14 protein-coding genes and 1 pseudogene are annotated in these 14,692 nt (G+C 41.1%); 11 read left to right on the forward strand and 4 right to left on the reverse strand.

Annotation, left to right across the window (positions count from 1 at the left end):
• The 6 genes and pseudogenes from GFB48_RS10270 to GFB48_RS10295 all read left to right on the forward strand — a co-directional run.
• Positions 1-247: pseudogene (locus GFB48_RS10270) on the forward strand (transposase); the annotation flags it as partial.
• Positions 248-690: 443 nt separating this feature from the next.
• Entirely contained in the window at positions 691-1,272 is a 582-nt protein-coding gene (locus tag GFB48_RS10275) for an RDD family protein (protein ID WP_163934923.1), read from the forward strand.
• Between the two features lie 28 nt (positions 1,273-1,300).
• A complete protein-coding gene (locus GFB48_RS10280; protein WP_163934926.1) occupies positions 1,301-1,618 on the forward strand; it encodes a hypothetical protein in 318 nt (105 codons plus the stop codon).
• A gap of 34 nt (positions 1,619-1,652) precedes the next feature.
• Complete coding sequence (locus GFB48_RS10285; protein WP_163934929.1) at positions 1,653-2,180, forward strand: DUF2314 domain-containing protein; 528 nt, start codon at positions 1,653-1,655, stop codon at positions 2,178-2,180.
• Between the two features lie 71 nt (positions 2,181-2,251).
• Complete coding sequence (locus GFB48_RS10290) at positions 2,252-3,040, forward strand: DUF2071 domain-containing protein (RefSeq protein WP_163934932.1); 789 nt, start codon at positions 2,252-2,254, stop codon at positions 3,038-3,040.
• A 66-nt stretch (positions 3,041-3,106) separates the two neighbouring features.
• On the forward strand, positions 3,107-3,532 hold the full coding sequence (locus GFB48_RS10295; RefSeq protein ID WP_163934934.1) for a DUF4844 domain-containing protein: 426 nt from the start codon (positions 3,107-3,109) through the stop codon (positions 3,530-3,532).
• Between the two features lie 377 nt (positions 3,533-3,909).
• On the opposite strand, the gene GFB48_RS10300 is transcribed toward GFB48_RS10295, so the two are convergent.
• A complete protein-coding gene (locus GFB48_RS10300; protein WP_163934936.1) occupies positions 3,910-5,712 on the reverse strand; it encodes a putative 2OG-Fe(II) oxygenase in 1,803 nt (600 codons plus the stop codon).
• Positions 5,713-6,382: 670 nt separating this feature from the next.
• Here GFB48_RS10300 and GFB48_RS10305 point away from each other — a divergent pair.
• Entirely contained in the window at positions 6,383-6,805 is a 423-nt protein-coding gene (locus GFB48_RS10305) for a hypothetical protein (protein WP_163934940.1), read from the forward strand.
• A gap of 272 nt (positions 6,806-7,077) precedes the next feature.
• Here GFB48_RS10305 and GFB48_RS10310 read toward each other — a convergent pair whose 3' ends face one another.
• A complete protein-coding gene (locus GFB48_RS10310; protein WP_163934943.1) occupies positions 7,078-9,000 on the reverse strand; it encodes a DNA topoisomerase III in 1,923 nt (640 codons plus the stop codon).
• A 168-nt stretch (positions 9,001-9,168) separates the two neighbouring features.
• Here GFB48_RS10310 and ttcA point away from each other — a divergent pair, with 168 nt between their 5' ends.
• On the forward strand, positions 9,169-10,140 hold the full coding sequence (ttcA, locus tag GFB48_RS10315) for a tRNA 2-thiocytidine(32) synthetase TtcA (protein WP_163934947.1): 972 nt from the start codon (positions 9,169-9,171) through the stop codon (positions 10,138-10,140).
• A gap of 168 nt (positions 10,141-10,308) precedes the next feature.
• Here the strand turns inward: ttcA and GFB48_RS10320 are convergent, their stop codons facing one another.
• Positions 10,309-10,929 (reverse strand): DUF2987 domain-containing protein, encoded by a 621-nt coding sequence (locus GFB48_RS10320; protein ID WP_163934950.1) that lies wholly within the window; start codon positions 10,927-10,929, stop codon positions 10,309-10,311.
• Positions 10,898-11,728: a glucosaminidase domain-containing protein gene (locus GFB48_RS10325; RefSeq protein ID WP_240464859.1), complete on the reverse strand. Its 831-nt coding sequence runs from the start codon at positions 11,726-11,728 to the stop codon at positions 10,898-10,900. The genes GFB48_RS10320 and GFB48_RS10325 overlap by 32 nt, the downstream gene beginning before the upstream one ends.
• A 235-nt stretch (positions 11,729-11,963) precedes the next feature.
• Between GFB48_RS10325 and potA the strand changes: the two genes are divergently transcribed.
• Genes potA through potC form a run of 3 tightly spaced genes read left to right on the forward strand, consistent with a single transcriptional unit; the run spans position 11,964 to position 14,689 of the window.
• Entirely contained in the window at positions 11,964-13,070 is a 1,107-nt protein-coding gene (potA, locus tag GFB48_RS10330; protein WP_163934956.1) for a spermidine/putrescine ABC transporter ATP-binding protein PotA, read from the forward strand.
• Entirely contained in the window at positions 13,060-13,917 is an 858-nt protein-coding gene (potB, locus tag GFB48_RS10335; protein WP_163934959.1) for a spermidine/putrescine ABC transporter permease PotB, read from the forward strand. Before potA ends, potB begins: the two co-directional genes overlap by 11 nt.
• On the forward strand, positions 13,910-14,689 hold the full coding sequence (potC, locus tag GFB48_RS10340; protein ID WP_163934961.1) for a spermidine/putrescine ABC transporter permease PotC: 780 nt from the start codon (positions 13,910-13,912) through the stop codon (positions 14,687-14,689). The genes potB and potC overlap by 8 nt, the downstream gene beginning before the upstream one ends.
• The last annotated feature ends 3 nt before the right edge of the window (positions 14,690-14,692 follow it).

Below are 14,692 nucleotides of genomic sequence, written 5' to 3' on the forward strand. Positions count from 1 at the left end.
TTATCTGCAACTGGTTGATGATACGGGCAGAATCATTCGCGATGACAAGCGTGGTGCTATAAGTAAAAACAGTAAAGTCATACTTGAACGGCTCAATATCCCAGCAGAGAATTGGGCAAAAATCGTCAATGATTTTGGTAAGGTATTTCATGGCCCCGTGGGTACCTTGCAAGAGTATGATAAATACTGTGAGCACTTAGAAAGGCGGCGAAAGCATTTCAAACAAAGTTGCCAACTCTTCGAGTAAGCATATCTGTTATCTATTCAATCTGTGCACCGCATTCGCGGTGGGTTGATGCTGCGTCAATTTGTGCATATAACCACTTAAAGCAAACAAACCAAGCTAATCGAACACAAGTTTCCCCCTCAATGGCCACTGACTAACCTCAACATAAGTAATGCCTGATTGAAGAGCAATCCTTAGTGTTGTAACTTATTGATTAATAATGGGTGGCTATAGTTAATTGATAATGGGTGGCTATAGTTAATTGAAAGTAGCCAAGGGATGTAGGGAAACCCTACATCCACGGTCTCGTTTTTTCAGAGCGTGATTTTCATTTTTTCTTATCTTGGTGAGAAATTTGTACTTTATTTCAACAGCTTAAAATGACATATTATTTGTAAGTTAAATTTTGCGCGGAAGATTATCGAGCTTCCGCTTAATAGGCTGTTAAGCGAAAAGGAGAAATAATGGATTACGCAGGATTTTGGAAAAGATTTGGAGCATATTGGATAGATGTGATCGTCTTTCTTCCAATAATGGCTTTGTCACTATGGGGTAACGAACAATCTCGTTTGTTTCAATTATATTGGCTAGTTCCTGGATTAATCATTGGCCTTTGGTTTCACGTTTATCTTGTGAAAACGTATGGAGGCACACCGGGCAAATTGCTTTTAAAAATAAAAATAGCCAAAGTCGATGGTAGTGATGTGGGCTATAAAGAAGCGATGCTTCGCTATTCTGTGTTGTTAGTAATTTCATTCGTTATGTCCGCTGCACTAATACCAGTGGCATTGGGAATGACAGACGCAGAATACTTTTCAATGGGCTGGCAAGAGCGAGCTTTGTATATGATTGAGCGTGCTCCTAGCTGGTACAACATTGCAAGCATAGCAATGAATATATGGATATGGAGTGAATTCATAGTCATGCTCACAAACAAAAAACGTAGGGCGTTACATGACTTTATTGCTGGCACCGTCGTAATTCGTAAAGAATCGCTTAACAAGTCAAGCCAGCTGGACGCCAGCGAAGCTGTCGCCTCTACTTGAGGCGTTACGTTCAACTGGAACTCAGAGAATGGCGACAGAGATTGAACTAGAACTATTGCGGTCATGCGGCACGCATGGGGTAAAATCGATCAGTTTTGATGAAAGCGGGATAAAGCTAACGATTGCACCGTGGTCAGATCTGACTAATCAGCTTACGGCTGTATTTAAAGGGGCCAAGTTAACCTCTATCGATGCTGAGAATGATGAGCCAGAGGACTTAGAGCTTCCATGGGATATTATTGCTATAGATTGTGAAAATCTCTCTGGCAATATGTGGTTGTTTTGTCTTAGGTGTACTCATATTGAATACGTATTTAAGTCTCATTGGCCAACAATCACAACCTAACAAAGCTTGGCGTTAGCTGCTTAAGGATCGTGCCTTGAAATACATTATCATCATACTGCTAGGATTTTTTGTAATGAATACATCAGCCGCTGGAGAATCCATTGAGCCAAATTTTAAAGCTATAAGCGACTTAGATGCAGCAATTAACCTAGCTCATTCGATGGCAGCTAACTCTGTCTCACAGTTCGTAGAACTGGTTAAGAATAGAGGAAATGGCGCTTATATGGCCAAACTCAGATTTCGAGATCCTGAGCTTTCAGACAAATCTGGAAAGGACCAATTTTTATACCTTTGGTTAACGGATGTTTATTATCACGAGAAGGAAAATATCCTCTCGGGTATTTTCTTTGAAGTTCCAGCAGGATTAAAAAAATGGCACCAAGTTGGTGAGCGTTTAGGATTCGAATCTGAAGATGTATTTGACTGGATGATAAATACAGATGGGCATGTGCAAGGTGGATATACTATCCGCGTACATCGCAGTAAACTATCTACAGCCCAAGAAAAGGCAGAATATGATGAGTACATAGGTATTTCATCATATGAAAAGATTTCGCAATAAATTTGCACCTAACAAGCTGTGACAAAATGACTACATGGGCTATGCAGGGCGTTAAATTTCAAGGAAGCAAAGTGCAAGAATCACGAAAGCTCAAAGATTATTTGATAGAAAGGCCTAAACCCAAAGGCATAGATGTTCTATGCGGTTTGAAGCATTTCGCAATCATTACTTACGCTGTCCCTTCTGAGAGGTTTCAAGGTATATTTCCTGAACGGTTTAAATTAGACACCGTTGAAATCAACGGGCAAGAGATGGGGCTTATATCGGTTGTTCCATTCATCGATGTTGACTTCACCTCAGCAGTATTTCCGTTCCCGAAATTCACAATGGGTCAAACAAACTACCGAATATATATTATCGATAGTGAAACTGGTGAGCGTTGTGTATGGTTCCTAGGCACTACGCTAGATTCTTGGACATTAGTGGTGCCAAGACTCCTATGGAATCTCCCTTGGCATTCTGGAAAAGTAAGCTTTGACTGCACTTTTAATGAAGTTAATGGCTTGTACGATAAATATCAGATGCAAACTGAATCCGAGTGGGCTGAAGCTTCAGTTGATTTAGTTCAGTCTGAATCTGATTTATTCGAATTCCCTGGTTTCCCTGACGTAGAGTCTGCATTGGTTTATTTAACTCATCCGCTAGCTGGGTTTTATTATCGAAGAGATAATAAGCTAGGCACATATCGAGTGTGGCATAAAGAGTTAGTGGTTAAGCCGGCCAAGCTAAAATCAGCAAATTTCAAGCTTTTATCTAATCTTGGCATTGTCAAAGAGGCCGAGCAAAAAACGCCCTATAGTGTGTTAATAGAGCCAGTAAATGAATTTACCATATACTTGCCTCCCACCATTATTGGGTAAACATTTAACAAGGCCCGCAACCGACTCGTTTCACTCGCTCGGTTAGCTTGGCATTAGTGTGAACGGATGAAGATCTTAATAATTTTACTAGCCTGCTTGATGATTTCAGTGTTTTATAAAGAAGAAAGCAGATTGCTACCTAACGGAATTGATATCAAAGAAGCGCTTGTAAACCTCAAGTCCCAAAAGAAATTTGTTGAAAATCTTAGTGAACTTTACCCTGGTGCGCCAGATGAGCAAACTAGAGTTGAGGCTGAGAGCATCATAAATAATGTTATAGATGAACTCCTAGCCTCAAAAGATAACAGATTGAGTGAACAAGAGTTTTGGAACGTTTTAAAGTTTGCTGCAATAAAACTTGAAAGCATGGACTCAGAGGAAATGGATCAAGGGCTATATTACATGGAAAAGATAATGGACATATATGGGATTGAATCGTCGGCTGGTAAGCTAAATGAGTGGCGTTATGGTTTAGACCCAAGTTCACACTAACAAGCTAATAAACAAATTCAATAAAAAGATCTCTTCCTCCTCCAACACTAATTGATTTCAGGCTTTGTTAAATGAGCTAATTCATAGATAAAGCAAGTAATATCGTCCGTTTTCATGCTGGTATTCCTAGGTTACCGACGCTACTCAGCCAGATCCTAAGATTTCAATAGTAGAGACTAGAGCGCCTTTACTTCTAGAGTGCATTTTAGGGGGTGATAATGGGAATGATTTTGTTGAATATAGGGCGTACATTCATGATGTGACTAGGTTAGTTTTGTTTAGCGATAGCTCTGATCTGCAAACATCATGAATGTTGCCTTCTTATTTTTTCGAGTATTTATATGGGGATAGATCAGACTCTGCCCCCATTGGTTTTATTATAGCGCCACAGGCAAAATATCGAACGCTATCACCATTCGGTCTTGCTCGCTCGAAAATGGAACTGTGCCATGCCAGTACATTGATGGGAATATCACTAGATCGCCCGCCTTCGGGTTAATGACTAGATCTGGCGTAATTTCATCCTTAACCTGAATGCTTGGCTTACCAAAATAAATGCCACCTTCGTTATCATTTACATTCATATCATCTGGTATAGAAATGTAGTAAACCCCACTAAACCATCCCTTTGAATGGCAATGAGCCAAGTGATGGCCACCGGTTTTTAATTTCATTGACCAGGAAGTAACAAATTTAAATTTGCCAGTATGATTGTTTTTTGAAAAGTGTGGCCAGCGTTCAAAGTCGACCTCGGTCAATAAATGGTTAATTTCAACCGTTAGTAATTCTTTCAGTTTAGATATAGCTGGAATATCATTTCTTTCCAACAAATGCCCTGGTGTTTGGCTACCACCTCGGCCTGATTGGTTAGCCGGATGATGCTTCATCACATGAAGTTTATCAACCGACTCGATAAGTTGCTTTTGAAATTCATCGAAATTATCAGTCCCTAATCGGTGCGAAAGATCACTGCATTTTACGACATGTTGAGGTTGGTAAGCGTCAGCGTAATAGATGGGGTCTGCGACCTTGTTACAGGTTGAAAGCAGTGCTTTATAGTATTGGTTTTCTTCATTGTTACTGATCAGCTTTTCGATGTCACTTTTAGCTTGAGGGTAGTTACCCAGGGCCAGTTCGGTCAACACTTTGACTTCGAAATAGGCATCACTTTGTGGTTCCACTGCCGTCAATAACGTTTTAACTTCATTATGGTTGCCTAGAAACTGTTCTACTTCACAACGCTTCATGATGAACTGATAACCAGAGGAATAGACCTTGCTGAACTGCTTCAATGCATCTTTTGCTGCAGCAATATCACCTAGGTTTAAACTCATCGTGATAAAGGACGCATAAAAATCATCCCTAGCCAATTTTATCATTGCCTCTTTCAACACTGCGAGAGGGTTTGCAATGCCGGCTTCAATTGCTAGCTTGGTGTATAAATCATAGAAGAGCAATAGTTCAGGAAACGCCTCTATTGCCCTCATGCACCAAGTTAATGCTGTGTCTATCTGTCCTGCATGAACTGAATTGATTATTATGCCTTCATATACAGCGGGTTCAACCATCTCAGCCGAAGCCAATATGTAATTATCTACAGCCTTGGCATGCTCTTTAGTCAATTCATAAACATTGGCAGCCAAGTTATAGTATTCAGCGTTTTTATCAACGATGGAAGATGCCAGCTTTTGCAGGTAATGCTGCGCCTCATTAGTTTCCTCCAACTTTATACATACTTTAACCAACTGACTGATTACTTTTATATAGTCAGGTTGCAGCTGCAAAGCTTTTATTAACAGTGGCTTCGCAGCTGAAAAGTGTTCGGCTCGATAGCAATGCAGTGAATAATTAAAATAATATTGCGGGGTTGTTGGACTAAGATTAATTGACTGCTCAAAATAATTAACGGCATCGGCGTAACCTAGTTTTGAACGCAAATCAGCGACAATATTAATGATGGCATGTTGTTTGGGGACTAACGCGATAAACTTGTGCAACTGCACCATTGCTTTTGCTTGCGCTCCCGCTTGCAAAAAGGCATAACCACTCGCATGTAAAAAGCGTGGATCCTGAATATTCATCCCAATCAAGTCATCTGCTATTTTTGCAGCGGCAACAAATTCTCCTGAATTCATTAAATTAATCATTCGAGTAATATTATTATTAATATTTTTAAGCATAATCTATCCTGATTAGTATCCATTCGCAGCCGATTTCATTTTAAGTTTATTAATTACTTAATAAATCCCCGAAAAAGTGTCAGCAACTTTTTTAAAGCCCTAGCTGCTGGGGGGTATTACTACGCGGTTATGCTTTGAGCAAGACGATTTACAACCACCATTGACAGCGAGCTCAACTGCATTCTGCAGTGGCAAGCTCATACCCAGCAGCCTCTAGACCCCTCGTTAACAAACTGGCAACAACACTTTATCATACTCGCAACTCACTAGCTCATCTTTGTGAACTAGCGGGTCTCCTACCGATGCCCCTAAAAACGGGGCTGATTATTTGCCCAATGAATATAACCAGCGATTAAAATACAAGACTTTTAACTGTTACCGTTCCCACTGAGTTCGTTATATTAACCAACTAGGTAACCTCCTCTATAGAGGATTACCTGTTTAGCTAATCACTCGTTTATATTCCATTCCAACTACCAAAATCGAACTATCCCCATAGAGATTTGCAACTCGTATTTATTTGACATCATTTTCAGTTTTCTGATCTTCCTGGAACGTTTGTACTTTATTTAATCGATTTTAAGTGACATATTAATTGTAATATTTAATGTTTGCTCGGCATTGTCGAGCCTTAACGCAATAAGCTGTTGTGTTTTATAGGAATAAGATCATGTTTTTGAGATTTGCTGCATCTATTGTTTTTTTTATTGCCTCTTTAGCCAATGCTGAAGTCTTGTGGGATATACCCTTAAATAAAATTGGTACGGTTACCGGAAAACTGTATATCAAAGACTTAACTGTTGGTGATAGGGCTAAAATTGATGAATACTCTTTATTTTGTACTACAAATAACAAAACTCTAGCAATAAGTGGCTATACCGAAATAGGAAGCGGGGACTATTTGATTCAGTCTATGCCAGGAAATAAAATCACATTAACTGTTCCTGATGAAGAAGAATTCTTAAAGAAAATATTCACTGAGGAGTCTTACGCAAATTGTTCCTGGTGGACTGCCGATAAAGGTGCAAGTAGCGTAGTTATCCATAGTATAAACGGTAAAAAGAAACTATCTGAACTACTTAAAAATCCATAGTAAGGCCTGTTAGTGTTGCGCTACAGCTGCTTCATAGTGCTGGTTTCATCCCCTTTTGACGGCATTACTAACTCAATTCGTAGCAAGCATTTATTCAATAGTAAGATAGTAAGATAGTAAGATAGTAAGATAGTAAGATAGTAAGATAGTAAGATAGTAAGATAGTAAGATAGTAAGATAGTAAGATAGTAAGATAGTAAGATAGTAAGCAGTGGCAAACGCAGCTTGCACCCAGTTGTCAAGGGGCATGTAGTGACGCAGCCATTTCAAATTCAAGCCTTCTTCTTAGTCGTCCGTCTTCTGCGCTTTTTAAAGGCTGGTTTGGCGGACTTAACTCCCTGCAATGAGGTGGGAATATGTTGGTTGGCCTGCGCGACCAGTTGTTGTAACTGCCCTTCTAACTCGGCCATAAAGTCTTGGTATTTATAGGACTGCTGACTCATACCGGTAAGTTTTTGTTCCCACAGGGCGGTCATATCAGGGGTGGTAGCCACCTCGGGTAATGAAGCGATTAAGCCTTGGCCGACCTGGGTGGCACTGATAGTTTTACCTGAGCGAGTTAAAAAGCCACGCTTAAATAACAGCTCAATAATGCCGGCACGGGTGGCTTCAGTGCCCAGACCATCGGTTTCTTTAAGAATTTTCTTAATTTGCGGATCGTTAACGTAACGACTAATGCCGGTCATTGCACTTAGCAAAGTGGCATCGCTATAGGGCTTAGGCGGTTGCGTCATTTTATCAATGCGCTCGCCCCTTACGCATTGAAAGGTTTGCCCCTTAACTAATGGCGGTAATTTAGCTAAGGGCTCTTCATCCCCTTTAGGTTCATTTTTACGGGGGAAAAGCACTTTAAATCCTAGTGCTCTTTCTACTTTGGCTTTTGCCTTAAATAATCCGCCTGCGATGTTGGCTTTAACATTGGTTTCATCAAATTCATAATCTGCATAAAACTGGGCTAAATACTGCCTAGCGACCTGCAAATACACCTGCTGTTCAGCTTTAGATAATCCACCAAGGTTAGGGGTTTTGGCCGTGGGCACAATTGCGTGGTGGGCGTCCACATGTTTAGAATTAAACGCCTTTGACTTCACCTTAGGATCCGCCTGCTGGGCGTAAGTTTGAAATTCACTGTTGGCCCTTGCAATGGCGTTAATAATTCCTGGAGCATCTTTATGTTGCTCGTTAGGTAAATATTTACTGTCAGAGCGGGGGTAAGTCAGTAACTGATGGCGTTCATACAATGCCTGACAGGTATCCAGCACTTGCTGGGCGCTCATGCCATAACGCTTCGACAAATCAATCTGTAAGGCCGACAGACTGTATAACAGCGGTGGTTTTTGCTTTTTTAGTTTTTGTTCTAGCTCGGTAATGGTACCCGTTTGCCCAGTAATGCGGTTAACTACGTTATCGGCAAGGCCCATGGCTAGCACTCTGCCCTCTTCATCCATATAGGGTTGGCAGGCTTCAGAGGGTTGCCATTTCAAGGTAAAAGCTTGCTGGGTGTCGGTTTGGTTATGGGCTAGTACCTCATAAAAAGGTTTAGAGAGAAAGTGCTTAATTTCATTGTCGCGACGACACACCATACCTAAAATTGGGGTTTGCACTCGGCCCACCGATAATACCCCTTGGTAACCCACTTTACGGCCGGACAAGGTATAGGCTCTAGTTAAATTAATGCCGTACAACCAATCGGCGCGACTGCGGGCCAAGGCACTGGTGGATAACGGAATAAAATCACGGTTAGGTACTTGTTTGGTTAAGGCCTTTTTAACGGCAGCTGGGGTTAAATCACTGATCAGTAAACGCTGGGTTTGTTGGGCTTTAGCGCCAGATACCCCTGCGTAATGGATCACCTGATCCACCAGCAATTGCCCCTCCCTGTCGGGATCGCCCGCATGCACCAGTTGAGTGGCTTTTTTAATCAGCTTTTTAAGAATGGTCAGTTGTTTAGACGTTTGCTTTTTGGGTTTAAGCTGCCATTGCCTAGGAACGATCGGTAAGGTATCTGGTCGCCAGCTTTTTAGGGCTTCGTCATAGACATGGGGCTCGGCTAATTCGAGTAAATGGCCGACACACCAGCTAATGCAGTCACCATTGGCCAATTCAATATAGCCTTCTTTTTTAGACTGTTTACCACCAATCGCAGTGGCGATGGCGCGCCCTAAACTTGGTTTCTCAGCAATATAAAGCAGCATGTTATATGTAAAACCCAAACAACTGTATAAATAGACAGTTAACTGTACTCGAGTTTGACAAAAGTTACAATCTTTTGTCGAAGCTGTGACCAAGGTTATTGATAGCACTAGGCAATGGCGGCTTTGGCTTGCTATAATCCGCCGCCAAATTAGCCATTGAGTAGAGTCATGACTGAAGCTGTAACTGAACTGGATAAAAAACAGAAAACACGCCAAAACAAATTACAAAAACGCCTACGCCGTGAGGTGGGTAAAGCCATTGAAGATTTCAATATGATTGAAGATGGCGACCGCGTAATGGTGTGTCTGTCGGGCGGTAAAGACAGTTATACCATGCTTGATGTGCTGACCATGCTGCAAAAAAGTGCGCCGATTAATTTTGAAATTGTGGCGGTTAACCTTGATCAAAAGCAGCCTGGTTTCCCAGAAGATGTGTTACCGGCCTATTTAGATAGCCTAGATATTCCGTATCACATCCTAGAAAAAGACACTTACTCGGTGGTAAAAGACAAGATCCCAGAGGGCAAGACCACTTGTTCTTTATGTTCTCGCCTACGCCGCGGCACCCTGTACGGTTTTGCCCAGCAAATTGGCGCCACTAAGATTGCACTGGGCCACCACAGAGACGACATTGTTGAGACCTTCTTCTTAAACATGTTCTTCGGCGGTAAGCTAAAGGCAATGCCACCTAAGCTTAGATCTGATGACGGTGCTAACGTGGTGATCCGTCCGCTGACCTACTGCCGTGAAAAAGACATTATTGAGTTTGCTGATTTCAGACAATACCCAATCATTCCGTGTAACCTTTGTGGTTCCCAGGAAAACCTTAAGCGTAAAATGGTTAAGAATATGCTAAACGAGTGGGATAAGCGCTTCCCGGGCCGTATTGAAACCATTTTCACCGCGATTCAAAATGTTGCGCCAAGCCAATTAGCCGACCGCAACCTGTTTGACTTTATGTCACTGGTGCAAGACAAAGATGCCAAACCAAGTGGTGCCACGGCAGAAGCTGATATGGCGGCTTTTGACTTTATGAGCGTAGAGAACTCAGGTCACATCAATCTAGATGAATTAGAAGCTGAGCAAAGAGATCATTCTTATCTACAGCGCATCGATATCGTCCAGAATTTCCAACCTTAAGCGAGAAGCGAGAAGCGAGAAGCGAGAAGCGAGAATAGTTAAAAGGGGTTACTTAGTTTAAGCAACCCCTTTTTTACATACGATAATTTATTACTCGAGCTGCGCAGCTGCGTCCTCGGAGGCGAAGCCGTTCTCGAAGCGAAGCGCTCTCCAAGGCTTTGCCTTGGCTTACATCGCCGGGCGTATTTTGTCGACCGGGCCGATTAATTGGCCGCCCTGCTCGATTAAGGCTTTTGGCAAAAAGTAGTGATGAGCTTGGGTCGCTTTTAAGCTGATTATTTCACCATTGCTTGCATGCCACTTTAGGTCGGCCTGTGCCACTAGAGTTAACCCGGATAACTTAGGTCTAAAGTATTTCATAGGGAAACCTGCAAAGTCGCTAAATACCCTGTCTAGCTCTGATAAAATTGCTCCATAATCATTATCGCGACGCACGCTTGCTTCAATGCTAACCCCAAGATGGCAGCTTTGTTGATCGCCTTCATTAACACTCAGTTCAACAACTGCTCTGTCCGTTTTTAATTGCTTATCAAACGGTAATAAAATGGCGCCATCTTTAGCCAATACAATTGGATAAGTACTTTTCTCGGTAACAATTTTTCCCTGCTGGATTTTACACTGATATTGCTTTTCACCTGCCAGATTAAAGCGCAAATCGATATTTTTGTAATTCCCTTTTTTAAAACCATTTAAGTGGCTATAAAACCCCTCATAACCCAGTTTGATAGTATTTTCAGTCGCGTTAACAGTCGTTAAGCTAATTAGTGGCAGCAACAGGGTTGCTAACATTTTGATCTTTGGTTGCATCGATAAACTTCTGATTGTATTTCAACATTTGTCTTAATTCGTCAATATAAGCTTGCTTTCTTTCCGAATAATGGATGAGTCCCTGAATTAACTCATAGGTATTGAGCGCCACACCGGCGGCTCTTTGCTGGGCTCGTATTGCTCTCAGGCCTCGATAAGCTGAGTTCGTATTCAAGTTGTTCAAGTAGCTTTGCACAGAGGCAAAAACCGTGGCAAATTTTGCGACTTCATGCTCTAAACCCGCGGTTCGTGAGCTTGGCACTAAACCACATCCCCTAGAAAAACACCATTGACCAAAATAATTTTTACCTTCTACGGCAAAGCGAGAGGTACCCCAGCCAGTTTCATTCGCCGCTTGGATTAAGAACATATCTATTGGGATCTCATCTACTCGATACAAGAGCTGCTCAAATACCGAATCAGAGACTTCCACAAAGTCAATGTCATACTCTTTAGCAATCGTGGCTAATCGTTTTATATCTACTGCGGTGATAGTCTGACCTGATTGAAACTCAGCAATCTTTTGCTCAACAAACTGCCTATCAAGCAAAACTAATGCATTCGCTCGATTCACCAAAGGCGCTAGGAATCCAAAAAAGGCCTGCTTTTTATGATTAACATCAGTGATGCTGCGAAAATCAGGAATTTGCTCTGTGTGATAGGGTAAAATCCATTGTTCTTCACTGTCAGTGCTCTTAGGTCTGGGAAGTAAAAAGATGATTGCAAGGATCATTAACATGAATACTATCCCCGCCGCCAAAGTAATTTGTCCAACTTTCACACTGCGCAATGTTACTCTTCCTTTCGCTAAAATTTTGCTGACACTATACCATAAAACTTCTAACTATCATGCAATTGATGGTTTTGTGTAGATATTTTTGTTCAAAAATTAGTACTTATATTTAACTAGTAGCTATATTAACTACTGTTATTAAAAAAAAGCTTTATTTAACTTTACACTGGCTCTAGAATGCGCCGTCCTAAATTTTGAGCCTTGGTGGAGAGCCGAGTAAAAAATGCCTAATAATACTGCTAAAGCGATTGTCACCGTTGACAATTTATCTATCAATTATTCGTCAAAGAATATTATTGATAATTTATCACTTAACATTTATGACGGTGAATTTTTAACCTTGCTTGGTCCTTCTGGCTGCGGTAAAACCACTCTTCTTCGTCTTATTGCAGGGCTTGAAACTGCAACCAGCGGTAAGATTTTTCTTGATGGTAAAGATGTTACTTCTATTCCCGCAGAACAGCGTCGAGTCAATACGGTTTTCCAGAACTACGCACTGTTCCCACATATGAGCGTGTTAGAAAATGTGATGTTTGGCTTAAACATCGCCAAAGTCGATAAAAACCAAGCTCAACAAAGGGCTGAAGAAGCGTTAAATATTGTTAAATTAAGCGAGCATATGCATAAACGTCCCCACCAACTCTCTGGTGGTCAACAACAGCGTGTTGCTATCGCTCGTGCAGTCGTCAATCAGCCTAAAGTGTTACTGCTTGATGAATCGTTAAGTGCGCTCGATTACAAGCTGCGTAAACAAATGCAGACTGAACTAAAGCAATTACAAAGAAAGCTTGGCATTACCTTTATTTTCGTCACCCACGACCAAGAAGAAGCACTGTCGATGTCTGATCGCATTGTGGTACTTCGTGACGGTATCATTGAACAAATAGGCTCCCCCAAAGAAATTTATGAGACGCCTGTGAATATGTTTGTTGCAGAATTCATTGGTGAGTCAAACGTCTTTAAAGCACAGGTGATCCGCCATGTATCTCAACGAGAATACCTTGCTAATATCAATGGCAAAACCTTCCCTATTCACAGCGACATAGAATTACAACCTGAACAGCCTGTGCAAATTTTATTGCGACCAGAAGATATCCGCATTACCGAATTAAAAGAATCAGAAGACTCATCATTGATCATTGGCCATGTTCTTGAACGCACTTATAAGGGCATGACTTTAGATTCAGTCGTTGAAACTGAAAATGGACAAACCATCCTTGTTTCTGAGTTTTTTGATGAAGATGATCCTGATACCGACCATTCAATTGGTCAAAAAGTAGCGGTAACTTGGGTGCCTAGCTGGGAGGTAGTGCTGCCTTATGAAAACTAGTCAGGCTTTTAAGTGGTTTTCATTAACACTTGCATTTGGTTGGTTAATCATTTTTGTATTAATACCCAATGCAATGGTCGTTTTAGCCAGTTTTCTTAGCCGCGATCCAAGTAATTTAATCAGCCTTGAGTGGAATATCTTAAGTTATCAAAGACTGTTAGATCCTATGTATTTAGAGATCTTAATGCACTCTTTGTTCATGGCTGGCATTGCCACTATTTTATGCTTAATCATCGGCTACCCAACGGCTTGGATCATCTCCAGTTTTGGCCCTATCGGTAGGGCATTATTGCTGTTTATGATTATCGTTCCTTTTTGGACCAATTCGTTGATCAGAACCTACGCCATTAAAATCATTTTAGGTACTAACGGTGTTTTGAATTGGCTTATGCTCAATCTGGGGCTGATCGATAAACCTATTAAATTTATGTACACCGAAGCTGCCGTGATCTTTGGTCTAGTGTATATTTTATTGCCCTTTATGATTCTGCCTTTATATTCTGCTATTGAAAAACTGCCGAACAGTTTAAAAGATGCCGCGAAAGACTTAGGGGCAAACAATTTTCACTATTTCACCAAAATTATGTTGCCACTCACTATGCCAGGGATCATCGCCGGCACCTTAATGGTGTTTTTACCAGCGATGGGAATGTTCTACCTTTCAGATTTACTCGGTGGTTCTAAGAATTTATTGGTAGGTAATGTCATCCGCGACCAAATCATGATTGTCCGAGATTGGCCTTTTGGAAGCGCCTTCAGTACCGCTCTTACTGTCATTATGGGGCTGTTACTTTGGGTTTATTTTGTTCAGCTAAATCGTCGTAATAAGGAGCTGGACAATGGCTAAAGCTTCTCGTGCTCTATTTTTGTTTATTTTGTTCTTATTTTTATACTTGCCAATCGCTGTATTAATTGCGAACTCTTTTAACCAACATAGATTTGGTCTGCAATGGAAAGGCTTTACCTTTGACTGGTACGAAAAACTCATTAATAACCACTCTTTGATGGATGCCGCCTTTAATAGTTTGAGCATCGGCTTGATTGCTGCAACTGCCACCACATTAATTGGCACTATGATCGCTGTGGCTTTATTTCGTTTTCGTTTTAAAGGCAAAGGGATCTTAAACGGCTTACTATTAATTGTGATGAGTTCACCAGATATTATTTTAGCGGTTTCTTTACTATGCTTATTCATACTAATAGGTATTGAGTTAGGCTTTTGGTCTTTGTTGCTTGCCCATATTACTTTTTGTTTACCTTTTGTGGTGCTGTCTGTATCGGCCAGGCTTAATGGTTTTGACAAACAAGTTATTGATGCCGCAAAAGATTTAGGTGCATCTGAGTGGCAAACTCTCACTAAAGTGATCGTTCCAATTGCCAAACCTAGTATAGCTGCAGGATGGTTATTAGCATTTACCTTATCGTTAGATGATGTCATTGTCAGCTCCTTTGTAAGTGGGCCGCAATTTGAGATTCTTCCGGTAAAAATATATTCAATGGTTAAGGTGGGAGTTTCTCCAGAAGTAAACGCTCTAGCAACTGTGATGCTGTTGCTTTCATTGACCATGGTAGGCATCGCACAATTTATTTTATCAAAGTCTAAAACTAATAATGGATAACTT

It is taken from the genome of Paraferrimonas sp. SM1919, from assembly GCF_010993985.1.
Classification (GTDB): Bacteria; Pseudomonadota; Gammaproteobacteria; order Enterobacterales; family Shewanellaceae; genus SM1919.

What these genes read in the sequence shown, in the direction of transcription:
- GFB48_RS10305 (WP_163934940.1), top strand. Translation starts at nt 6,383, where the DNA reads ATGTTTTTGAGATTTGCTGCATCTATTGTTTTTTTTATTGCCTCTTTA.
- GFB48_RS10310 (WP_163934943.1), bottom strand. Translation starts at nt 9,000, where the DNA reads ATGCTGCTTTATATTGCTGAGAAACCAAGTTTAGGGCGCGCCATCGCC.
- potA (WP_163934956.1), top strand. Translation starts at nt 11,964, where the DNA reads ATGCCTAATAATACTGCTAAAGCGATTGTCACCGTTGACAATTTATCT.
- GFB48_RS10320 (WP_163934950.1), bottom strand. Translation starts at nt 10,929, where the DNA reads ATGTTAGCAACCCTGTTGCTGCCACTAATTAGCTTAACGACTGTTAAC.
- ttcA (WP_163934947.1), top strand. Translation starts at nt 9,169, where the DNA reads ATGACTGAAGCTGTAACTGAACTGGATAAAAAACAGAAAACACGCCAA.
- potC (WP_163934961.1), top strand. Translation starts at nt 13,910, where the DNA reads ATGGCTAAAGCTTCTCGTGCTCTATTTTTGTTTATTTTGTTCTTATTT.
- GFB48_RS10280 (WP_163934926.1), top strand. Translation starts at nt 1,301, where the DNA reads ATGGCGACAGAGATTGAACTAGAACTATTGCGGTCATGCGGCACGCAT.
- GFB48_RS10295 (WP_163934934.1), top strand. Translation starts at nt 3,107, where the DNA reads ATGAAGATCTTAATAATTTTACTAGCCTGCTTGATGATTTCAGTGTTT.
- GFB48_RS10300 (WP_163934936.1), bottom strand. Translation starts at nt 5,712, where the DNA reads ATGCTTAAAAATATTAATAATAATATTACTCGAATGATTAATTTAATG.
- GFB48_RS10275 (WP_163934923.1), top strand. Translation starts at nt 691, where the DNA reads ATGGATTACGCAGGATTTTGGAAAAGATTTGGAGCATATTGGATAGAT.
- potB (WP_163934959.1), top strand. Translation starts at nt 13,060, where the DNA reads ATGAAAACTAGTCAGGCTTTTAAGTGGTTTTCATTAACACTTGCATTT.